At 70.6% G+C, this 21,889-nt stretch carries 20 protein-coding genes; 6 read left to right on the top strand and 14 right to left on the bottom strand.

The features are described 5' to 3' along the window. Nucleotides 1-146: 146 nt before the first annotated feature. Nucleotides 147-1,169 (bottom strand): GNAT family N-acetyltransferase, encoded by a 1,023-nt coding sequence (locus OIE67_RS12380; RefSeq protein ID WP_106251589.1) that lies wholly within the window; start codon nt 1,167-1,169, stop codon nt 147-149. Between the two features lie 109 nt (nt 1,170-1,278). On the opposite strand from OIE67_RS12380, the gene OIE67_RS12375 reads away from it, so the two are divergent. Together OIE67_RS12375 and OIE67_RS12370 are read left to right on the top strand one after the other, a co-directional pair. After that, nucleotides 1,279-2,649, top strand: a complete 1,371-nt coding sequence (locus OIE67_RS12375) for an NAD(P)/FAD-dependent oxidoreductase (RefSeq protein ID WP_326639654.1) — start codon at nt 1,279-1,281, stop codon at nt 2,647-2,649. Between the two features lie 32 nt (nt 2,650-2,681). After that, the gene (locus OIE67_RS12370) at nt 2,682-4,280 is read left to right on the top strand and encodes an amidohydrolase (RefSeq protein WP_326639652.1); all 1,599 of its coding nucleotides are present in this window, start codon (nt 2,682-2,684) and stop codon (nt 4,278-4,280) included. A 75-nt stretch (nt 4,281-4,355) separates the two neighbouring features. Here OIE67_RS12370 and OIE67_RS12365 read toward each other — a convergent pair whose 3' ends face one another. The 5 genes from OIE67_RS12365 to gap form a co-directional block, all read right to left on the bottom strand. Continuing rightward, on the bottom strand, nt 4,356-4,700 hold the full coding sequence (locus OIE67_RS12365; protein ID WP_103961760.1) for an RNA polymerase-binding protein RbpA: 345 nt from the start codon (nt 4,698-4,700) through the stop codon (nt 4,356-4,358). A 74-nt stretch (nt 4,701-4,774) separates the two neighbouring features. Then, nucleotides 4,775-5,005, bottom strand: coding sequence for a preprotein translocase subunit SecG (gene secG, locus OIE67_RS12360; protein ID WP_106251512.1), 231 nt, complete (start codon nt 5,003-5,005; stop codon nt 4,775-4,777). A 95-nt stretch (nt 5,006-5,100) separates the two neighbouring features. Continuing rightward, a complete protein-coding gene (tpiA, locus tag OIE67_RS12355; RefSeq protein ID WP_326639645.1) occupies nt 5,101-5,883 on the bottom strand; it encodes a triose-phosphate isomerase in 783 nt (260 codons plus the stop codon). 3 nt (nt 5,884-5,886) lie between these two features. Then, nucleotides 5,887-7,074, bottom strand: coding sequence for a phosphoglycerate kinase (locus OIE67_RS12350; protein ID WP_326645332.1), 1,188 nt, complete (start codon nt 7,072-7,074; stop codon nt 5,887-5,889). A 37-nt stretch (nt 7,075-7,111) separates the two neighbouring features. After that, nucleotides 7,112-8,116 carry a type I glyceraldehyde-3-phosphate dehydrogenase gene (gap, locus tag OIE67_RS12345; RefSeq protein ID WP_326639643.1) on the bottom strand — a complete coding sequence of 335 codons (1,005 nt, stop codon included), beginning with the start codon at nt 8,114-8,116 and terminating at the stop codon, nt 7,112-7,114. 259 nt (nt 8,117-8,375) lie between these two features. On the opposite strand from gap, the gene OIE67_RS12340 reads away from it, so the two are divergent. Beyond that, nucleotides 8,376-8,954 (top strand): hypothetical protein, encoded by a 579-nt coding sequence (locus tag OIE67_RS12340; protein ID WP_326639641.1) that lies wholly within the window; start codon nt 8,376-8,378, stop codon nt 8,952-8,954. Between the two features lie 193 nt (nt 8,955-9,147). Here the strand turns inward: OIE67_RS12340 and whiA are convergent, their stop codons facing one another. The 7 genes from whiA to OIE67_RS12305 all read right to left on the bottom strand — a co-directional run bounded on the left by whiA (nt 9,148) and on the right by OIE67_RS12305 (nt 16,121). Continuing rightward, the gene (gene whiA / locus OIE67_RS12335) at nt 9,148-10,128 is read right to left on the bottom strand and encodes a DNA-binding protein WhiA (RefSeq protein WP_026214667.1); all 981 of its coding nucleotides are present in this window, start codon (nt 10,126-10,128) and stop codon (nt 9,148-9,150) included. Between the two features lie 71 nt (nt 10,129-10,199). Further along, nucleotides 10,200-11,063 carry a gluconeogenesis factor YvcK family protein gene (locus OIE67_RS12330; protein ID WP_364535671.1) on the bottom strand — a complete coding sequence of 288 codons (864 nt, stop codon included), beginning with the start codon at nt 11,061-11,063 and terminating at the stop codon, nt 10,200-10,202. Between the two features lie 413 nt (nt 11,064-11,476). After that, nucleotides 11,477-12,343 (bottom strand): RNase adapter RapZ, encoded by an 867-nt coding sequence (rapZ, locus tag OIE67_RS12325; protein ID WP_326645329.1) that lies wholly within the window; start codon nt 12,341-12,343, stop codon nt 11,477-11,479. Nucleotides 12,344-12,596: 253 nt separating this feature from the next. Further along, the gene (gene uvrC, locus OIE67_RS12320) at nt 12,597-14,525 is read right to left on the bottom strand and encodes an excinuclease ABC subunit UvrC (RefSeq protein WP_407674840.1); all 1,929 of its coding nucleotides are present in this window, start codon (nt 14,523-14,525) and stop codon (nt 12,597-12,599) included. 84 nt (nt 14,526-14,609) lie between these two features. Then, a complete protein-coding gene (locus OIE67_RS12315; protein ID WP_326639634.1) occupies nt 14,610-15,089 on the bottom strand; it encodes a Rieske (2Fe-2S) protein in 480 nt (159 codons plus the stop codon). Between the two features lie 45 nt (nt 15,090-15,134). Beyond that, nucleotides 15,135-15,593 (bottom strand): Rieske (2Fe-2S) protein, encoded by a 459-nt coding sequence (locus OIE67_RS12310; RefSeq protein ID WP_106251528.1) that lies wholly within the window; start codon nt 15,591-15,593, stop codon nt 15,135-15,137. Between the two features lie 102 nt (nt 15,594-15,695). Continuing rightward, nucleotides 15,696-16,121 carry a Rieske (2Fe-2S) protein gene (locus OIE67_RS12305; protein ID WP_326639630.1) on the bottom strand — a complete coding sequence of 142 codons (426 nt, stop codon included), beginning with the start codon at nt 16,119-16,121 and terminating at the stop codon, nt 15,696-15,698. Nucleotides 16,122-16,356: 235 nt separating this feature from the next. Here OIE67_RS12305 and OIE67_RS12300 point away from each other — a divergent pair, with 235 nt between their 5' ends. Then, on the top strand, nt 16,357-17,085 hold the full coding sequence (locus OIE67_RS12300) for a DUF2306 domain-containing protein (protein ID WP_326639628.1): 729 nt from the start codon (nt 16,357-16,359) through the stop codon (nt 17,083-17,085). A gap of 154 nt (nt 17,086-17,239) precedes the next feature. Here OIE67_RS12300 and uvrA read toward each other — a convergent pair whose 3' ends face one another. Continuing rightward, nucleotides 17,240-20,080: an excinuclease ABC subunit UvrA gene (uvrA, locus tag OIE67_RS12295; RefSeq protein ID WP_326639626.1), complete on the bottom strand. Its 2,841-nt coding sequence runs from the start codon at nt 20,078-20,080 to the stop codon at nt 17,240-17,242. A 219-nt stretch (nt 20,081-20,299) separates the two neighbouring features. Between uvrA and OIE67_RS12290 the strand changes: the two genes are divergently transcribed. Next, nucleotides 20,300-21,121, top strand: coding sequence for a maleylpyruvate isomerase family mycothiol-dependent enzyme (locus OIE67_RS12290; protein WP_326639624.1), 822 nt, complete (start codon nt 20,300-20,302; stop codon nt 21,119-21,121). Beyond that, nucleotides 21,118-21,774, top strand: a complete 657-nt coding sequence (locus OIE67_RS12285) for an MBL fold metallo-hydrolase (RefSeq protein ID WP_106251535.1) — start codon at nt 21,118-21,120, stop codon at nt 21,772-21,774. The genes OIE67_RS12290 and OIE67_RS12285 overlap by 4 nt, the downstream gene beginning before the upstream one ends. Nucleotides 21,775-21,889 lie beyond the last annotated feature (115 nt).

Raw genomic sequence — 21,889 nt, 5'->3', positions numbered from 1 at the left:
GCGACGACGAGGCCGGCCAGGGCTGAGGCCGCCCGGCTGGGGCCGGCCTGGGCTGAGGCCGGCGCGTGCCCGGCCGGCGGAGGCGAGCCTGATCCAGGACGGCGTGAGCCTGGGCCGAGTCCAGCACGAGCCCGGCTACGGCGAGCCTAGGCCGTGGCCAGCGCGCCGACCGGCAGTCTCGCCTCCATCACCCCCGGGTCCTCGGTGTAGGCGAGGCCGGCGCCCAGCGCGATCAGCAGCCGGCGCATCCGCGCGTTGTCCGACAGCATGGTCGCCCTGACCTCGGCGTACCCCAGGTCGCGGGCCGCCCGTACGAGCATTCTGGCCATCGCCGTGCCCAGACCGCGCCCCTGCCAGCGGTCCTCGACCAGGAAGGCCATCTCCGCGATGCCCGGGTCGGGGGTGAACATGAGGTTGGCCATGCCCACCACCTGCCCGTCGTGCCCGGCGACCAGCGAGTATCCCCTGCTCCTGTCGCAGAGCTTGTCGAACGCGCGCGGCGGCAGCGCCGGCATGGAGGTGAAGTAGCGGAACCTGCGCGACTCGGGCGAGCACCTGTCGTGCAGGTCGCGCACGGCCTCGCGGTAGATCGAGGTGAGCGGGCGCACCGTCACCTCCGCGCCGTCGGCGAGCTTGATCGCGCGCTCGGCCGTGGCCGGCTCCGTCGCGGGCTGGGCCAGCCGGGCGAAGGAGGCCGCCCTGGCCGCCTCGGTCAGCGTGAACGGCAGCTCGGAGCGGCGCAGGCGGACGGCGCGCCTGGGCGCGACGGGGACGACGAGCTGGGTCGGGTCGGGAAGATCACTCACGGGCTCACCATAGATCCACCGGGCGTCGTCCGCGCGCAGCAGCTCGGCCAGCAGCTCCGGCAGCCGCCAGGGCATCGTGCGCAGCCTGGAGGCCAGCAGCAGCGCCCGGGTGGGCTCGTCGGTCAGCTCGTGGGCGGTGGCGGGCACCACCTCGACGCGGCGGCCGCCGGCCGCCTCCAGGGCCTCGCGCACGGTCTCGGCGCTGGCCGGGATGTCGGCGACGAACTCGTCGACGGTGCCGTCGGTGTCGGACTGTACGCTCAGGCCGAGGATGTTGCCGCCCCTGTCGGCAAGGGCCGAGGCCAGCGAGGCCAGCCGGCCGGGTCGCTCGTCCACCGTCGTTCGGATGCGCAGGAATCCCATGGGCACGAGCATGCCGCGCGGCTGTTACACGGCCGCTACCGACGTGTTTACATTGCGTATTTCGTCGCATGATGCGCCGACTTATCCCGATATAGGAGGATATGTCGCTATGAGTGTCCCTTTGTCGGCCGGGTTCGTGAACGGCGACGTCTCCTTCTGGTACCGGTCCTCCGGGCTGCCCGCCGCCGGTCCGCGGCTCGACGGCGATCTGCGGGCCGACGTGGCCATCGTCGGCGCCGGCTACACGGGCCTGTGGACCGCCTACTACCTCAAGCGGGCCCGCCCGTCGCTGAACGTGGTGGTGCTGGAGCAGGAGTTCGCCGGGTTCGGCGCCTCGGGACGCAACGGCGGCTGGCTCACCGGCGACCTGGCCGGCTCGCACGAGCGCTACGGCGAGGGCGCGCGGCGGCTCCAGCGCGCCATGTACGACTCCATCGACGAGGTCATCGCGGTCTGCGAGCGGGAGTCCATCGACTGCGACCTGGTCAAGGGCGGCGTGCTGAACGTCGCCCGCACCCCGGCCCAGGCCGCCCGGCTGCGCGAGACGGTGGCCTCCGCCCGCTCCTGGGGCATCGAGGAGGCCGATCTGCGCCTGGTGGACCCGGCGGAGCGCGTACGCGTCGCCGGGGCTCTGGCGGCCTCCTGGAGCCCCCACTGCGCCAGGATCCAGCCGGCCAAGCTGGCCCGCGGCCTGGCCGGGACGGTACGCGAGATGGGCGTGCCCATCTACGAGCGCACCCCGGTGACCTCCATCGCCCCGCACCAGGCGCGTACCCCGTACGGCACGGTGACGGCCGGCCACGTGATCCGCGCGACCGAGGGCTTCACGGCCCGGCTGCGCGGCCTGCGCAGGCAGTGGCTGCCGATGAACAGCTCGATGATCGTCACCGAGCCCCTCCCCGCGTCGTTCTGGGACGAGGTCGGCTGGCAGGGCGCGGAGCTGCTCGGTGACATGGCCCACTACTACATGTACGCCCAGCGCACGGCCGACGACCGCATCGCCTTCGGCGGGCGCGGCCGGCCCTACCTGTACGGCTCGCGCGTCGACGCCCGCGGCCACACCCACGAGTGGACCGTCGAGGCCCTGTGGCGCCTGCTGACCGGCTTCTTCCCCGCCGCCCGCTCCTCCTCGGTCGCGCACGCCTGGTCGGGCGTGCTGGCGGTGCCGCGCGACTGGTGCTCGGCCGTGCACGTGGACCCCGCCACGGGCCTGGGCTGGGCGGGCGGCTACACCGGCCACGGCGTGACCACCACGAACCTGGCCGGGCGCACGCTGCGCGACCTGATCCTCGGCGAGGAGACGGAGCTGACGTCGCTGCCGTGGGTGGGCCGGCGGGTGCGCCGCTGGGAGCCGGAGCCGTTGCGCTGGGCGGGCGTGCACGCGATGTACCGCCTCTACCGGATGGCCGACCACCGCGAGCGGACGATGCCGCGCACCTCCGCGCTGGCCCGCTTCGCCGATCTGATCACCGGCCACTGACAATAGGGCGCGAGGCGTAGAAGGGAACATCCATGAGCATCCTCTTCCGAGGCGGTCGCGTCTTCACCCCCGAGGGCGTGGTGGCCGGATCCGTGCTGGTGCGGGACGGCGTGATCGCCGCCGTCAGCGCGGAAGGGGACCCGGCGCCGCGGGCCGGCGAGACGGTGGATCTCGACGGCGGGCTGCTGGTGCCCGGTTTCACCGACGCGCACATCCATCCCATCCAGGCGGGCCTTGAACGCGCTAAGTGCGATTTGTCCGACAATTACGGGCTGGACGCGTACAGAGAAAAGATCGCCGACTATGCGGCGAGAAATCTTGATAAAGAGTGGATTGATGGCGGCGGCTGGGACATGTCGGCCTTTTCGGGTGGATTGCCGCACCGCGAACAGATCGACTTCCTCGACCGCCCCGCCTACCTGATCCAGCGCGACCACCACGCCGCCTGGGTCAACACCCGCGCGCTCGAATGGGCCGGCATCACCCGCGACACGCCTGACCCCGCCGACGGCCGCATCGAGCGCGACGCCGGCGGCACGCCGACCGGCGTCCTGCACGAGGGCGCGATGGACCTGGTCGGCCTGCTCACGCCCCGCCCGACGGCCCAGGACCTCCAGGACGCGCTGGCGGACGCGCAGCGGCACCTGTTCTCGCTGGGCATCACCGGCTGGCAGGACGCCATCGTGGGCTCCTACGCGGGCTCGGTGGACCAGCTGCCCGCCTACCTGGCCGCGGCCCGCTCGGGGACGCTGCGGGCGCGGGTCGTGGGGGCGCTGTGGTGGGACAGGACGCGCGGGCTCGAGCAGGTCGAGGAGCTGGTGGCGCGGCGCGCCGAGGCCGAGGGCCTGGACCGGTTCCGCGCCACCTCGGTCAAGATCATGCAGGACGGCATCACGGAGAACTTCACCGCCGCCACCCTGGAGCCCTACTGCCTGTGCGGGGGCACGGGGCTGTCGTACGTGGATCCGGCCCTGCTGCGGGAATGCGTCGCCGAGCTCGACCGGCTCGGCTTCCAGGTGCACGTGCACGCCATCGGCGAACGGGCGGTGCGCGAGGCGCTGGACGCCTTCGAGGGCACCGATCCGGCCAACCGGCACCACATCGCCCACCTGCAGATCATCGAGCCCTCCGACGTGCCGCGCTTCGCCGCCCTGGGCGTCACCGCCAACCTGCAGCCGCTGTGGGCCACGCATCACGCCCAGATGGACGAGCTGACGCTGCCCTACCTGGGCGAGCCGCGTTCGTCCTGGCAGTACCCGTTCGCGGACCTGGTGGCCACCGGGGCCCGCCTCTGCGCCGGCAGCGACTGGCCGGTCTCCGACGCCGACCCGCTGCAGGGCATGCACGTGGCGGTCAACCGCACCGAGCCCGGCGGCTCGGTGCACGCGGGCTACCCGACGGCGCGGACGCCGTTCCTGCCCGGCCAGCGGATGGACCTGGCCACGGCCATGAGCGCGTACACGGCGGGCTCGGCCTGGGTCAACCGCTCTCCCGCCGGCGTCATCGCGCCGGGCCGTCCCGCCGACCTGGTGGTGCTGGACCGCGACCCGTTCGAGCTGCCGCCGGGCGAGATCTGGACGACACGCGTGCGGATGACGTTCGTGGACGGCGAGCCGGTCCACGAGAGCTGACAGACGGCCGCGCCGGGGCGGACATGGCGAAGGGGCCCTGGGCAACCGCCCGGGGCCCCTCTCCGTCCGCCACCACTACCAGGGGGACTTGTTGTTGCGCAGGCGCTCCAGTGCTTCCTCCAGGATCGCCTTGCCGTCCTTGTCGCTCCGGCGCTCCTTCACGTAGGCCAGATGCGTCTTGTACGGCTCGTTCTTCGGCGGGGCAGGCGGCGCCTCCTCGTCCTGTCCGGCCGGGAGGCCACAACGCGGGCAGTCCCACGTTTCGGGCACCGCCGCGTCGCTGGCGAAGCTGGGGCGCGTCTCGTGCATGTTGGCGCACCAGAACGAGACCCGCACTCTCGGAGCCGCCTCGCCACGCTCGGCCTCCCCCATCGGGCCGGCGCCGACTCGGCTGCCACGGATCGCGTTGCCACTACCCACGGATGAACTCCTCGCTCGATCGCCCCGCGTACAGACACGGGGGGAGAATCACTGTCACGCGTTGACTTGCTAGCTCACGGCCTCATGAGCAGGCCGAGAGCGATGATGCAGACGAACCAGACCGTGCCGGTGATGACGGTCAGCCGGTCGAGGTTACGCTCCACCACCGAGGAACCACCGAAGTTCGACGAGAAGCCGCCGCCGAACATGTCAGACAGGCCACCGCCCTTGCCCTTGTGGAGCAGAACGAGCAGGATCATGAGAAGGCTCGCCAGGATGAGGGCGATGGAGATTCCGAGTACCACGGTATGCCTGTTCCTTCAGTGCTCTGTTACGCGTGACGATTCAAACTTGCCTCTTGAGGGTACGACCTGATGTCAAGTCGCACCCCCGGAACGGCTCAGTTGGCAGGCATATCGGAGAATCGGCAGATCTTCGCGAACTCTCCGGCGTCGATGCTGGCGCCACCCACGAGCGCGCCGTCGACATCCGGCTGAGCCATGATGCCGGCGACGTTCCCTGACTTGACCGAGCCACCGTAAAGGATACGGATCGCGGAGGCCACTTCGGTGTCGTAGAGCTCGGCGAGTCTGACCCGCAGCGCTCCGCAGACCTCCTGGGCGTCCTCCGGGGTGGCCACCTCTCCGGTGCCGATCGCCCACACCGGTTCGTAGGCCACCACTATCGATTTTGCCTGCTCGGCGGTGATTTTGCGCAGCGCCCCGTCGAGTTGGCCCAAACAGTGCGCGATGTGAGACCCCGCTTGACGGACCGGAAGGCCCTCTCCGACGCACAGGATCGGGGTCAGCGAGTGCCGGTAGGCCGCCTGGACCTTGCCGTTGACCAGGTCGTCGTCCTCGCCGTGGTATTGGCGGCGCTCGGAGTGGCCCACCGTGACGAAGGTGCAGCCGAGCTTGGCCAGCATGACGCCCGACACCTCGCCGGTGTAGGCGCCGCCGTCGTGCTCGGACAGGTCCTGGGCGCCGTAGACGATCCTGAGCTTGTCGCCGTCGACCAGGGTCTGGACGCTGCGCAGGTCGGTGAAGGGCGGCAGGACGGCGACCTCGACCTTGTCGAAGTCCTTGTCGTTGAGCGCGAAGGCCAGCTTCTGGACGAGTGCGATGGCCTCGAAGTGGTTGAGGTTCATCTTCCAGTTGCCGGCGATGAGCGGCTTGCGCTGCACCGTTCAGTCCTCCAGGGCCGCGAGTCCGGGGAGGGTCTTGCCCTCCAGGTATTCGAGGCTGGCGCCGCCACCGGTGGAGATGTGCGAGAAGCCGTCCTCGGAGAGCTCCAGCTTGCGTACGGCCGCCGCCGAGTCGCCGCCGCCCACCACGGTGAAGGCGTCGCCGGCGATCAGCGCCTCGGCCACCGCCCTGGTGCCGCCGGAGAACGCCTCGAACTCGAACACGCCCATCGGCCCGTTCCAGAACACCGTCCTCGCGTCGGCCAGCTTGGCGGCGAACAGCTCGCGCGTCTTCGGCCCGATGTCGAGCCCCTCCCGGTCGGCCGGGATGGCCGTGGCCTCGACCACGTCGTGCTCGGCGTCGGCGGCGAAGGTGACCGCCGCCAGCACGTCGACGGGCAGCACGAGCTCGACGCCACGCCGCGCGGCCTCGTCGAGGAAGCCCCGCACCTGGTCGAGCTGGTCCTCCTGGAGCAGCGACCTACCCACCTCGTGGCCCTGGGCCTTGAGGAAGGTGTAGGCCATGCCGCCGCCGATGAGCAGCCGGTCGACCTTGGTCAGCAGGTTGGCGATGACGCCGAGCTTGTCGGAGACCTTGGCCCCGCCCAGCACCACCACGTAGGGCCGCTCGGGGCTCTTGGTCAGCTTGCGCAGCACCTCGACCTCGGCCACGACCAGCCCGCCAGCGGCGTGTGGCAGCAGCCTGGGCACGTCGTAGACGCTGGCGTGCCTGCGGTGCACCGCGCCGAAGCCGTCGCCCACGTAGAGCTCGGCCAGCCCGGCCAGCCTGGCCGCGAACTCACCGCGGACGGCGTCGTCCTTGGACTCCTCGCCCGGCTCGTAGCGCAGGTTCTCCAGCAGGGCCACCTGGCCGTCCTGGAGCGCCTCGACCGTGCTCCGCGCGCTGTCGCCGACCACGTCGGAGGCGAAGGCCACGTCCTGGCCGAGCAGCTCACCGAGCCGCGCGGCCACGGGTGCGAGCGAGTATTCCGGGTTGACCTTGCCCTTGGGCCTGCCCAGATGGGCGCAGACGACGACCTTGGCGCCCCGCTCGAGCAGGGTGCTGATCGTCGGCACCGACGCCCGGATGCGGCCGTCGTCGGTGATCGTCTCCCCGTCGAGGGGGACGTTGAGGTCGGCGCGCACGAGCACGCGCCGCCCCTTCACGTCGAGATCGTCGAGCGTGCGCATGCTCATGCTCCCGTGGTAAAGCGGTCCGGACCTTTGCTCACAGACCGCGGCCGACGAGCTCGACCAGGTCGGCGAGGCGGTTGGAGTAGCCCCACTCGTTGTCGTACCAGCCGACGACCTTGACCTGGTTGCCGATGACCTTGGTCAGGCCCGAGTCGAAGATGCAGGAGGCCGGGTCGGTCACGATGTCGGAGGAGACGATCTCGTCCTCGGTGTAGCTGATGATGCCCTTGAGCGGGCCCTCGGCGGCGGCCTTGACCGCGGCGTTGACCTCCTCGACGGTGACGTCGCGGCTGACGTCGACGGTCAGGTCGGTGGCCGAGCCCGTGGGGATCGGCACGCGCATGGCGAACCCGTCGAGCTTGCCCTTGAGCTCGGGCAGCACCAGGCCGATGGCCTTGGCGGCGCCGGTCGAGGTGGGCACCACGTTGAGCGCGGCGGCGCGGGCGCGGCGCAGGTCCTTGTGCGGGCCGTCCTGGAGGTTCTGGTCCTGCGTGTAGGCGTGGATGGTGGTCATCAGCCCCTTCTCGATGGTGAAGGAGTCGTGCAGGACCTTGGCCATCGGCGCCAGGCAGTTGGTGGTGCAGGAGGCGTTGGAGATGATCGTGTGGCTGGCCGGGTCGTACGCGCCGTCGTTGACGCCCAGCACGAGGGTGACGTCCTCGTTCTTCGCCGGGGCGGAGATGATCACCTTCTTGGCGCCGTTGTCGGCGTGCACCCGTGCCTTGTTGGCGTCGGTGAACAGGCCGGTCGACTCCACCACCACGTCCACGCCGAGGTCACCCCAGGGCAGCTTGCCCGGGTCACGCTCCGCGAAGACCTTGATGGCCTTGCCGTCAACGGCGATCTCGTCACTGGTCGCCTTGACCTCGTAGGGCAGGCGGCCGAGGATGCTGTCGTACTTCAGCAGGTGGGCGAGCGTCGCGTTGTCGGTCAGGTCGTTGACCGCGACGATCTCGATGTCCTTGCCGCTGGCGGCGACAGCGCGCCAGAAGTTGCGACCGATGCGGCCGAAGCCGTTGACGCCTACGCGAATGCTCACGGGAACCGATCTCCTCGAACAGATGGCGGGCTGGATCCTCAACCACGAACCCTATCGGACCCAAATTGGTTTAGACCACTTCAGGTCCCGCCCTGTGAATCACCGTTCTGGCGACACGTTTTGAGAGGTTCGAGTAAAGTGCCCGACTCGTCGGAGTAAATTCGTGCATTCTCTGGGGGCTGAGATGTCACATAAGCGGTCCGGCCTACTATCCGGACTCATCGCAGGGCTGCTCGCCGCGCTCGTATGCGCGGCCGGCATGGGGATGGTCGTGCTGTTCCAGCAGAGCCTGCCGGCCGCCGTCATCACGTTCTGGGGCGGCCATCCGGTCCTGCTGGGCCTGTCGCTCGTGATCGCCGCACTGGTCGCTCTCGCGATGGGCGCCGTACGCCCGCGCTCCCTCGTCCTGCTCCCGTTCGCGGCGCTGTTCGCGGGCGGCGCGGTCGCGGCCGGGCAGATCACGGGCTCCTCCATCCTGTACGGCGCCGCCCTGCGCGGCCCCGCGCCCCAGCCGGCCCCCGCCGATCTGGGCGACATCGACATGACCAACTTCAACACCGGCCTCCAGGACGCGCTGGCGCTGTACCGGGGGCCGCTAGCGGAGACGTGGTCCGCCTGGCTGTACGTCGCCGTGGCGGCCGTGGCCGCGTTCGCCCTGCTCACGCTGCGGGTGACGCGCGTACGCCGGGCCCAGCGGGCTCAGCGGGCCGAGGAGGACGCGGCGGAGGCCGAGGAGACGAAGGAGCCGGAGTACCGGGCCCCGTTCGAACCCGCCCAGCAGCCCACCCCGAAGTCCACGGCCGAACTCTTCACCCCCCGCAACCCGGTCAAGGACTGACCTCCACCAACCACGGCTACCTGCGAGGCGCACCAGCCGGCAGGACGCGTTCCCCTTACCGCGCCGTTCCGTCCGACCGTCCACGAGACGAAGGCGGCCACCATCGCGTGCGGCGCACCCGGGCACCCCCCGTCGCCCGCGTACACCATGCGCCTGACACGCGAAAGCAGCCGCCTGACCGTCACGGCTCAGGTCACGGCGCGAGCATGTCCACTGTGAGATTGGCCTCAGTGTTGGGGATCCCCAGATCGGAGGCCCGTTTGTCGGCCATCGCCAGCAACCGCCGGATCCGTCCGGCGATGGCGTCCTTGGTCAGCGGCGGGTCGGCGATCTGCCCCAGCTCCTCCAGCGACGCCTGCTTGTGCTCCACCCGCAGCCGCCCGGCCACCACCAGGTGCTCGGGAGCCTCGTCCCCGAGGATCTCCAGCGCCCGCTGCACCCGCGCCCCCGCCGCGACCGCCGCCCTGGCGGAGCGCCGCAGGTTGGCGTCGTCGAAGTTGGCCAGGCGGTTGGCGGTGGCGCGCACCTCGCGCCGCATCCGCCGCTCCTCCCAGGCCAGCACGCTGTCGTGCGCCCCGAGCCGGGTGAGCAGCGCGCTGATCGCGTCACCGTCGCGCACCACCACCCGGTCCACGCCGCGCACCTCACGCGCCTTGGCGTGGATCTTCAGCCGCCGCGCCGAGCCCACCAGCGCCAGCGCCGCCTCCGGCCCCGGGCAGGTGACCTCGAGCGACATCGAGCGCCCCGGCTCGGTGAGCGAGCCGTGCGCCAGGAACGCTCCCCGCCAGGCGGCCTCCGCGTCGCACGCGGCCCCCGCCACGACCTGACGCGGCAGCCCGCGCACCGGGCGGCCGTGGTTGTCGATGAGGCCCGTCTGACGGGCCAGCGCCTCACCGTCGCGGTAGACGCGTACGACGTAGCGCGAGCCCTTGCGCAACCCGGCGGGCGCGAGCACGAGCACCTCCGCCTTGTGCCCGAAGACCTCGCCTATGTCCTTGATCAGCCGCCGTGCGGTGGCGTTGGTGTCGAGTTCGGCCTCTATCACGATCCGGCCGCCCACCAGGTGCAGGCCGCTGGCGAACCGCAGCAGCGTCGAAACCTCCGCCTTTCGGCAGCACGGCTTGAGCACCGGCAGGCGGCTCAGTTCGTCTTTCACCACACCTGTCATCGCCATGCGTTAGTCCTCTCCCCCATTCAGACCGGCTCCTTTGAGTCTCTCGCACCTTCGCGCCACGCCGACCAGGATCAACGCTTCTGGAGGAAAATCTCGTCCAGGACGGAGGCAAGACGTCGTGGGTCATGCCTCGCGGAGCCGTCCGCGGCGGCCACGTCGGCCATGACGAGCCGGGCGCCGAGCGCCGCCGCCGCCTTCTCCAGGGCGTCGGGATCGTCCACGACACCGGTGTCGGCGAGCACGACGTCGATCGACAGGCCGGGTGCGTGCTGTCTGAGCACCTCCAGATGCTGCTGGGGGGAGAAGTCGTCGGTCTCGCCCGGCTGGGGGGCGAGGTTGAGCGTGACGAGCCGCTTGGCCCTGGTCGCGTGCAGGGCCCTGGCCAGCTCGGGCACCTTGAGGTGCGGCAGCACGCTGGTGAACCACGATCCGGGCCCGAACACCACCCAGTCGGCCTCCAGCACCGCGGCCACGGCCTCCGGCCGCGCCGGCGGGTCCTCGGGCACGAGGGAGATCGCCTGCACGCGGCCGGGCGTCAGGGCGCACGCCACCTGCCCGCGTACGGTCGAGGTGACGCCGTCGAGCTCGACCTCCGCCACGATGTCGAGCGGTACGGAGGCCATCGGCAGCACCCGGCCGTGCGCGCCGAGCAGCCGCCCGACCCAGTCGAGCCCGGCCACGGGGTCGCCGAGCAGCTCCCACAGCGCCACGATGAGCAGGTTGCCGACGGCGTGCCCGTGCAGGTCGCCCTCGCTGCGGAAGCGGTGCTGCACCACCTCGCTCCAGGTGCTGCCCCACTCGTCGTCGCCGCACAGGGCGGCCAGCGCCATGCGCAGGTCGCCGGGCGGCAGCACACCGAGCTCCCGGCGCAACCGTCCGCTGGACCCGCCGTCGTCGGCGACGGTCACCACGGCGGTCAACCGGTCGGTGACCATCCGTAAGGCCGACAGGGACGCGTACAGGCCGTGCCCGCCGCCGAGCGCGACGACCGGCGGCCCGAACCCGCCGTGCCACGGCGCGCCCACACCCCCGTCGCGAACCTCACGCTCTTCCTCCCGCCCGCCCGCGTCACCCACGCCGCCGCCCCGCTCCTTTCGCGCGACCACGCCGGCCACGTCCTGACCGTCCGCGACCCCGCCGTCGGCAGCCGTGCCCACTCCGGCCACGGAACCACGCTTGGAAGACTCACCGCCGGCCACGTCACCATCGGAAGTCGCGCCACGGGGCACGTCTTCCTCCGGCCCGGCGGCCACCCGCGGCGGACCCTCATGACCGCGCCCGTCCAGGCCCGGCCCGGGCCCAGCGTCCCCTACGAGATCCGGCGGAGCGGCTTCGACGTCGTCATCGGTCACTCCCGCCCCACATCCCGGTGACTCACCTGGACCTCCATCCCGCGGTCGCGCAGGCGGGCGGCGACCTGCTCGGCCATCGCGACGCTGCGATGCTTGCCGCCCGTGCATCCCACCGCAAGCGTCGCATAGCTCTTGCCCTCGCGCGCGTATCCGGCCGCGACCACCTGGAGGACCTCCTCGTAGGCGTCGAGGAACTCCTTGGCCCCCGGCTGGCCGAGGACGTAGTCGCTGACGGCGGAGTCGAGGCCGTTCATCGGCCGCAGCTCGGGCACCCAGTGCGGGTTGGGCAGGAACCGGCAGTCGACCACGAGGTCGGCGTCGACGGGCAGCCCGTACTTGAAGCCGAAGGACACGACGTTGAGCCGCAGCCCGGGACGGTCCTCCCCGCCGAAGTAGGCGACGATCTTGTTGCGCAGGTCGTGGACGTTGTGCGAGGAGGTGTCGATGACCAGGTCGGCGTTGGCGCGCACCTCACGCAGGATGCCGCGTTCGCGGGTGATCCCGTCGACCAGCCGCCCCTCGCCCTGGAGGGGATGCGGCCTGCGGACGTTCTCGAACCTGCGCACCAGCTCCTCGTCGCTGGCCTCCAGGAACACCACCCGCACGCGTACGCCGCGCCCTTCGAGCTCCTCGATGGCCGCGTTGAGATCGGTGGTGAAGGCCAGGCTGCGCACGTCGACGACGGCGGCCACCTTGTCGGCGGCGAGCTTGACCTTGCCCGCCTCCTCGGCCATCGCGAACAGCAGCCCCGGCGGCAGGTTGTCGATGACGAACCAGCCCAGATCCTCCAGCGCCTTGGCGGCGGTGCTGCGCCCGGCTCCGGACATGCCGGTGACGATGACGAACGCCGGCCCGGAGCTCATCGCGTCATCCCGGGCGGAACCGGCTCCGCGCGCTTCGCGGGCGATGCCCGCGCCACCGCGCCCGTCGCCCACCGCTTCGCCGCGGGCGGAACCCGCCCCGTTTCGCGCCTCGTCGCGGGCGATCCCCGCGCCACCCCGTGCGTCGCTCATCGGGTCACCCCGTCAGGGGCGATCGATGGTTTCGACGGGACCCGGCCATGACGGACCGGACCGTACGCCTCCTCGGCGTGAACACCCTGGCATCCTGGCGAGATCAAGGTGACTCTCCCTTCAGCGTCGACACGATGACCTCGGCGATGGACGGGCCGATGCCGGGAACCGCGCAGATTTCGTCGGCAGTGGCCTCGCGTAGCTTTTTCACGGAGCCGAAGTGTTTGAGCAGCGCCTGCCTGCGCGCCGGCCCCAGGCCGGGCACACTGTCGAGCGCGCTCTCCTTCACCGTCTTTGACCTCTTGGAACGATGGTAGGTGATGGCGAACCTGTGTGCCTCGTCACGCACCCGTTGCAGCAGGTAGAGACCCTCGCTTGAACGAGGCATGATCACCGGCTGGTCGTCGCCGGGCAGCCACACCTCCTCCAGACGCTTGGCCAGACCGCACACGGCCACGTCGTCGATGCCGAGCTCGTCGAGGGCCCGCTGCGCGGCGGCCGCCTGCGGGCCGGCGCCGTCGACGACGACGAGGTTGGGCGGGTAGGCGAACTTGCGCGGCTTGCCCGTCTCCGGGTCGATCGGCCCGGCGCCGGCGTCGTCGTCGGGGGCCAGCTCGCCGGTCGCGGAGCGTTCCTCCAGGTAGCGGCGGAACCGGCGCATGATCACCTCGTGGATCGAGGCGACGTCGCCCTCCTTGGTCTTGACGGCGAAACGCCGGTATTCGCTCTTGCGCGCCAGGCCGTCCTCGAAGACCACCATCGACGCCACGACGTTCTCGCCCTGCAGGTGGGAGACGTCGTAGCACTCGACGCGCAGCGGCGCCTGGTCGAGGTCGAGCGCGTCGGCGATCTCCTGCAGCGCCTTGCTGCGGGTGGTCAGGTCGCTGGCGCGGCGGATCTTGTGCTGCGCGAGGGACTCCTTGGCGTTGCGCTCGACGGTCTCCATCAGCGACTTCTTGTCGCCGCGCTGCGGCACGCGCACCTCGACGCGGGAGCGCCGCTGCTCGGTCAGCAGCTCGGCGACGGCCTCGGCGTCGGGCGGCAGGTGCGGGACGAGCACCTCGCGGGGCAGCGAGTCGGGGCTGGCCTCGCCGTACATCTGCAGCAGGAACTGCTCGACCAGCTCGCCCGGCGTGGTCTCCTCGACCTTGTCGACGACCCAGCCGCGCTGGCCGCGGATGCGTCCGCCGCGTACGTAGAAGACCTGTACGGCGGCCTCCAGCGGATCTTCGGCCAGCGCGATGACGTCGGCGTCGGTGCCCTCCCCGAGCACGACCGCCTGCTTCTCCAGCGCCCGCTGCAACGCCTGGATGTCGTCGCGCAGCCGGGCGGCCCGCTCGTATTCCTGCTCGGCGGCGGCCTCGCGCATCTCCTTCTCCAGCCGCCTGATGAAGCGGGTGGTGTTGCCGGCCATGAAGTCGCAGAAGTCTTCGGCCAGGTCGCGGTGCTCGTCGGGGGTGACCCGGCCGACGCAGGGCGCCGAGCACTTGTCGATGTAGCCGAGCAGGCACGGTCGGCCGATCTGCCCGGCCCGCTTGAACACCCCGGCGCTGCACGTGCGCACGGGGAAGACGCGCAGCAGCAGATCGACGGTCTCGCGGATGGCCCAGGCGTGGGAGTAGGGGCCGAAGTAGCGGGTGCCCTTGCGCTTGGCGCCGCGCATGACCTGCACGCGCGGGAAGTCGTCGCCCATGGTCACCGCGAGGTAGGGGTAGGACTTGTCGTCGCGGTACTTGACGTTGAAGCGCGGGTCGAACTCCTTGATCCAGGAGTATTCGAGCTGCAGCGCCTCCACCTCGGTGCCGACGACCGTCCAGTCGACGTCGGCGGCCGTGGTCAGCATCGACTGCGTGCGCGGATGCAGCGCGGAGAAGTCGGCGAAGTAGGAGTTGAGCCGCTGGCGCAGGCTCTTGGCCTTGCCGACGTAGATCACCCGGCCGTGCGCGTCCCTGAACCGGTAGACCCCTGGGGACTCGGGGATCGACCCCGGCTTGGGCCGGAAACTCAAGGTGCTGCCCGTTGATCTGACCACGCTGCCAGCCTAGTAGCCCCCACCGACAAGGTTGCCCGCCGTACTCTTCGTGTTGGTACGGCGGGCACGCCACGAATCGTCCGGCTATGCCAGCATGATCTGGTCGCCGTCGACCTTGATCTCCTGGGCCGCCAGCGGCTTGTCGGCCGGGCCGCCGGTGACGGAGCCGTCGGCGATGGCGAACTTGCTCCCGTGGCACGGGCACACGATCGCGCCCTCCTCGACGGAGCCGACCGGGCAGCCCTTGTGCGTGCAGAGCGCGCTGAACGCTTTGAACTCGCCCTCGGTCGGCTGCGTCACCACGATCTTCTGATCCTTGAAGACCGTGCCTCCGCCCACGGGGATGTCGGCCGTCTTGGCCAGCGCGCCACCGCCGTCGGCCGCCGGCGCGCTGGACTCCGGTGCTCCGGACTGGGGCGCGCTCGACTGGGGTGTGCCCGCGTCGGGGGTGGTGTTCGCCGTCGTATCGGTGCCGCCGCCGCTGCACGCGCTGATCGCAAGCGCCAGGCCACCCGCGCCGACGCTTGCGAACACCGCCCTGCGGCTCTGAAGGTCATCTGCCATGCGCTCACCCAAACGTACACAGGTGAGAAATTCATGAGACGAAACTCAGGCGAGTCTAATCTTGTCGCCGTCGACCTCGATCTGCTTCTCCTCCAGCGGGTCACCCGCCGGACCGGCCGACACCGAGCCGTCCTCGATGCTGAACTTGCTGCCGTGGCACGGGCAGTTGATCGTCTTGTTCGAGACCGTGGCCACCAGGCAGCCCTGGTGCGTGCAGACCGCCGTGAAGCACTTGAACTCCCCCGCGGTCGGCTGCGTCACGACGATCTTCTGCTTCTCGAAGACCTTCCCGCCTCCCTCCGGGATGTCGCTGACGTCCGCCAGCGCCTTCGGCTTGGAGTCCGCCTTCTTCTTCTTCGGTGCGTCGGACGACGGCTCTTCGGCGGCCGGCTCCTCGTTCACTTCTGTCGTCGGCGAGCCGTAGCTCGCACAGGCCGTCAGAACCGCCGCGAGCCCTGCGCTCCCGGCGCCGAACACCACTGTCCGGCGCGTCGTTTCCGTCATGGTGTGTCCTCCCAGATTGTCTTTCACTTCAGGTACGGCCAGCGCCCTGGCGCCGGTTCAGCGTGCCTGAGGTCAATCCGGGCGACCACGCACTATTACCGGTTAGGCGACCACGATCCCGTCGCCTTCGACCTTCACCTTGAACGAGGTCAGCGGCGCGCTCGCGGGTCCCTTGGTGGCCTGCCCGGTGTCGGCGGCGAACTCGCTGCCGTGGCAGGCGCATCTGATGACGTTGTCCGCGGGTGTGCCGACCTGGCAGCCCTTGTGTGTGCACACCGAGCTGTAGGCCTTGTAGACGCCCTGCGCCGGCTGCGTCACCACGATCTTGAGGTCCTCGATCAGCTTGCCGCCGCCGACGGGCACGTCCGCGGTCTTGGCCAGGACCTTTCCCTTCAGGCTCGGCTTGGCCTGCACCCCTTCTGAGCCGCAAGCGGTCAGTGCCGCCAGCCCGCACGCGGCGACCCCGGTCGCGCCCAGCAGTTCCCGGCGCCCCAGCCCGTTTCCTGCGGTTCTGGTCGCGCTCGGCACTTCCCGACGCTCCGCCCCGTTCTCGGCGGTTCTGGTCGCGCCCGGCACTTCCCGACGCTCCGCCCCGTTTCCGGACATGGCTCCGCCCCCGTTCGTGTGTTCGTCTGTGCCCGCGCTCCTGTGTTCGCCCCCGGAGCCGCGGTCTCGACCCAGAACCCCACCCTATTGACGGGACCCGCCGGTCCGGTCAGCGGGTGGTAAGCCGGCGGTCAGCGGCCCGCCCCAGGCTGCCTGCATGACGACTACGACTCCACGTCCCGCTGTCCCCTCCGCTCAGGTGTCCCGGCCCCGGTGGTGGCGCCGGCCGTGGGTGGCGCCGCTGATGGTGGTGGCGGTCGTGTTCATCGCCTTCTCGCTGCCGCCGTACCTGTCGCTGGATCCGGCGCGGTCGCGGGTGCCCGCCCCCGACTTCTTCCCGCCGCACTTCGTGATGCTCTCGCTGCACGTGGTGTTCGGCTCGATCGCGATGCTCACGTGCTGCCTGCAGATCTGGCCGTGGTTCCGCGCTCGCTATCCGCGGGCGCACCGGCTGATCGGCCGCGTGTACGTGTTCGGCGGCTGCCTGCCGGCCGGCGTGCTGGGTCTGGTGGTGGGTGTGGCGACGCCGTACGGGCCGGTGACGCGGGCCAGTGACGTCACGCTGGCGCTGCTCTGGCTGGGCGTCACGGTGGCCGGGTGGCGGATGGCCAGGCAGCGCAGGTTCGTCGACCACCGCCGGTGGATGGTCCGCAGCTTCGCGCTGACGATGTCCATCATCACGAACCGGCTCTACAGCGTGCTGTTCGTGATCCTGCTGGAGCCGCAGTTGGAGACGACCTTCCACGGCGACGTCGAACTGATGGTCGCCACGGTGTCGGGGCTGGCGACCTGGCTGGGCTGGGTGCTGCCGCTGCTGGTGGCCGAGTGGTGGCTGGAACGCGGCGACGCCGCCAAGCGCCGCGCCCGCGCCCGCCGCACCGCGTGACACCGAAAACCGCGCCCAAAGCCGTCACGTAACACCCGAAACCCCGTACCGAACACCGCGCCCTCGATCGCCGCGCCGCCCCAGCACCGTGCGCGAAGCCGCTTAGCCCCGATGGTCCCGCTCGCCGACTGCTCGGCGGGCGGGACCATCGGGGTCAGAACGCGAGGATCTTCCGCAGGAAGCGGCCCGTGTGGCTCTCGTCCACCAGCGCGACCTCCTCGGGCGTGCCGCTGGCCACGAGCGTGCCGCCGCGCGAGCCGCCCTCGGGCCCCATGTCGATGATCCAGTCGGCGGTCTTGATGACGTCGAGGTTGTGCTCGATGACGATCACACTGTTGCCGCCGTCGACCAGCCGCCCCAGCACGCCGAGCAGCCGCCTGATGTCCTCGAAGTGCAGGCCGGTGGTCGGCTCGTCGAGGACGTAGATGGTCCGCCCGGTCTGCCGCCGCTGCAGCTCGGAGGCCAGCTTGACCCGCTGCGCCTCGCCGCCGGACAGCGTGGTGGCCGGCTGCCCGAGCCGTACGTAGCCGAGCCCCACGTCGTTGAGCGTCTGCAGGTGACGCTTGATCGCGGGAATGGCGTCGAAGAAGCCCAGGGCCTCCTCGATCGGCATGTCGAGCACCTCGGCGATCGTCTTGCCCTTGTAGTGCACCTCCAGCGTCTCCCGGTTGTAGCGGGCGCCGTGGCACACCTCGCAGGGGACGTAGACGTCGGGCAGGAAGTTCATCTCGATCTTGATGGTGCCGTCGCCGGCGCACGCCTCGCAGCGTCCGCCCTTGACGTTGAAGCTGAACCGTCCGGGCTGGTAGCCGCGCACCTTGGCCTCGGCCGTGGCCGCGAACAGCTTGCGCACGTGGTCGAAGACGCCGGTGTAGGTCGCCGGGTTGGAACGCGGGGTGCGGCCGATCGGCGACTGGTCGACGTGGACGACCTTGTCGACCTGGTCCATGCCGTTGATCCGCGAGTGACGCCCCGGCACCGTGCGCGCCCCGTTGAGCTCCTTGGCCAGGGCGTTGTAGAGGATGTCGTTGACCAGCGTCGACTTGCCCGACCCCGACACACCGGTGACCGCGGTGAACATCCCCAGCGGGAACTCGATGTCGACGCCCTTGAGGTTGTGCTCGCGCGCCCCCTTGACCGTGATCTGCCGCTTCTTGTCGCGCTTGCGGCGCTTGGCGGGGATCGGGATGCTCCTGCGCCCGGACAGGTAGGCGCCCGTCATGGACTCCTCGCTGGACAGGAGGTCCTGGACGGTGCCGGAGACCACGACCTGGCCGCCGTGCTCGCCCGCGCCGGGCCCGATGTCGACCACCCAGTCGGCCGCCGCAATCGTGTCCTCGTCGTGCTCGACCACGATCAGCGTGTTGCCCATGTCGCGCAGCCTGACCAGCGTGTCCAGCAGGCGCATGTTGTCGCGCTGGTGCAGGCCGATGGACGGCTCGTCGAGTACGTAGAGCACGCCGACCAGGCCGGAGCCGATCTGCGTGGCCAGCCTGATGCGCTGCGCCTCGCCACCCGCGAGGGTGGCGGCGGCGCGGTCCATGGTCAGGTAGTCGAGGCCGACGTCGAGCAGGAAGCCCATGCGGGCGTTGATCTCCTTGACCACCCGCTCGGCGATGTGCATGTCGCGGTCGGACAGCTTGAGCGCGGCCAGGAACTTGGCGCACTCGCCGATCGACATGGCCGCGACCTCGGCGATCGACTTGCCGGCCACCGTCACCGCCAGGGTGACCGGCTTGAGCCTGGCCCCCTTGCAGGCCGGGCACGGGATCTCGCGCATGTAGCCTTCGAACCGCTCACGGGCCGAGTCGCTCTCGGCCTCGGCGTGCCGGCGCTGCACCCACGGGATGACCCCGTCGAAGGTGGTGTAGTAGGAGCGCTGGCGGCCGTAGCGGTTGCTGTAGCGGACGTGAACCTGCTCGTCGTGGCCGTACAGCAGCGACTTCTGCGCCTTCTTCGGCAGCTTCTCCCACGGCGTCTCGAGCGTGAACCCGACCGTGTGGCCGAGCGCCTCGATCAGCCTGGAGAAGTATTCGCTGGTGTGGCCGCCGGACCACGGGTGGATCGCGCCGTCGCCGAGCTCACGCTCGGGGTCGGGCACCACCAGGTCGGGGTCGACCTCCATCTTGGTGCCGAGACCGGTGCACTCCGGGCAGGCGCCGAACGGCGAGTTGAAGGAGAACGAGCGCGGCTCCATCTCCTCGAACGACAGGTCGTCGTAGGGGCAGTAGAGGTGCTCGGAGTAGAAGCGCTCGCGGTTGGGGTCGTCTTCGGCCAGGTCGACGAACTCCAGCGTGATCGTGCCGCCGGACAGCTGCAGCGCCGTCTCGACCGAGTCGGTGAGCCTGCGCCGCGCCGTGTCCTTGACCGACAGGCGGTCGACGATGACCTCGATGTCGTGCTTCTCGTACTTCTTCAGCGTCGGCGGCTCCTCCAGCCGCACGACGGTGCCGTCGACCCTGGCCCTGGCGAAGCCCTTGGTCTGCAGCTCGCGGAACAGCTCGGCGTATTCGCCCTTGCGGCCCCTGACGACCGGCGCGAGCACCTGGAACCTGGTGCCCTCCTCCAGGTCCATCACCCGGTCGACGATCTGCTGCGGCGTCTGCCTGGCGATCGGGCGCGCGCACACCGGGCAGTGGGGCTTGCCGATGCGCGCCCACAGCAGCCTCAGGTAGTCGTAGACCTCGGTGATCGTGCCGACGGTCGAGCGCGGGTTCTTGCTGGTGGCCTTCTGGTCGATGGAGACCGCCGGCGACAGACCCTCGATGAAGTCGACGTCGGGCTTGTCCATCTGGCCGAGGAACTGGCGGGCGTAGGCCGACAGCGACTCGACATAGCGCCGCTGGCCCTCAGCGAAGATCGTGTCGAAGGCCAGGCTCGACTTGCCCGAGCCGGACAGGCCGGTAAAGACGATCAGCGAGTCCCGCGGCAGATCCAGCGAGACGTCCTTGAGGTTGTGTTCTCGTGCACCACGCACGATCAGGCGGTCTGCCACGGCGATCCCGGAAGTCGAAAGGCGGATAGGTCCAACGGGCGATGGTAGACGGGGGCTCCGACAATTTCCGGCGGCCCGATCCTCGGCCAGTCGAAAATCCGTCTCTCACAGGTTACGGCCATCTCCCGCCTAGGCAGGAGTCCTTCCCCATACAACCGCTTGACCTGGGGTTTTATGCCCCGCCCACCCCAGACACGATAGATGATGAAATATCTAGACATGACCGTCCTCGCGGCGCTGCGGGCCGAGCTGGCCTCGGCGACCAACCAGTTGCTGGCCACGGCCGCCTCCCTCTCCGACGCCGACGTCCGCGCCCCCTCCCTTCTGCCCGGCTGGACCAGGGGACACGTCCTGGCCCACCTCGCCGCCAACGCCGACTCCTACATCAGCCTGCTGACCTGGGCGAGGACCGGGGTCCGCACCCCTCAATACAGTTCGTACGAGTCCCGGGCGGCCGCCATCGAGGCCCACGCCGCCCAGCCGGCCGCCCTGCACCTGGCTCAACTGGAGGACGGCGCCGCCCGCTTCGCCGCCGCCGTCCGTGACCTGCCGGACCGCGCCTGGTCCGCGCGAGTCGAGGGCATGCGCCCGCCGCCCCATCCCGCCTGGTACGTCCTGGTACGCCGCCTGCGCGAGGTCGGCTTCCACCACGTGGACCTCTCCGCCTGCTACGGCCCTGACGACTGGCCGGACCCGTTCGTCCGCCGCGAACTGCACGACTGCCACACCACCTGGCCCCACGACCACGGCACGGTGGGAGAGATCGTCCTCCTCTCCCCGTCCCCTCACCGGTGTCCTGGTAAGCCCGAGGTCGTCGCCCGCTGGCGTGGCCTCGGGGACGGGCCGGTGGTCGCGGGCGCGCCACGCGACATGCTGGCCTGGCTCACCGGCCGCTCCAGCGGTGAGGGCGTTAGTCTGTTGCCCGTGGGGCAGTCGTTCTTGCCAGGCCCCGGAGGCGCGGATCTTCCACCACCGCCGCCGTGGCTGACGATGCCCGCCCCCGCTGACCTGCCCGCGACGCCCCCGAAGGACTATCCATGACGTACACAGGCGACGTTCAGGTCGGCGGTCCCGCCGACGTGCGCGAGCTACCCGCACTGACGGTCTCCAAGCTCGCCGTCGGCCCGTACGACAACAACGCCTATCTGCTGCGCTGCACCGAGACCGGCGAGGGCCTGCTCATCGACGCCGCCGCCGACGCGGACCGCCTGCTCGCGCTGATGGGCGAGCAGCCGGTGGGCACGATCGTCACCACCCATCAGCACGGCGACCACTGGCAGGCGCTGGAGCAGGTGGCCAAGGTGACCGGCGCCCGGCTGGTGGCCCATCCGCTCGACGCGCCCGCGCTCCCGCTGCCCGTGCACCGCACGGTCGAGCACGGCGACACGATCACGGTCGGCGAGGTCACCCTTGAGGTCATCCACCTGCGCGGCCACACGCCCGGCTCGATCGCCGTGCTCTACGACGGCGGCGAGGCCGGCCACCACCTGTTCACCGGCGACTCCCTGTTCCCCGGCGGCGTCGGCAACACCAACAAGGACCCCGAGCGGTTCGACCAGCTCTTCAACGACGTGGTGGAGCGCATCTTCGACCGCCTGCCCGACGAGACCTGGGTCTATCCGGGCCACGGCAAGGACACCACCCTGGGCGCCGAGCGTCCTTCCCTCCCCGAGTGGCGCGCCAGAGGCTGGTAGACCACGACCGCGCGGCCGGCGCCCGGGCAGAACCTCGGGCGCGCGGCCCACGCCCGAGGGCTACGTCACGGACGCGGCCGACATTCGGGGCTCCATCACGGGCGGGCGGCCGCAC

The sequence above is a fragment of the Nonomuraea fuscirosea genome, from assembly GCF_035917475.1.
GTDB lineage: Bacteria > Actinomycetota > Actinomycetes > Streptosporangiales > Streptosporangiaceae > Nonomuraea > Nonomuraea fuscirosea.
This window is presented reverse-complemented; position numbering and strand designations above follow the sequence as displayed.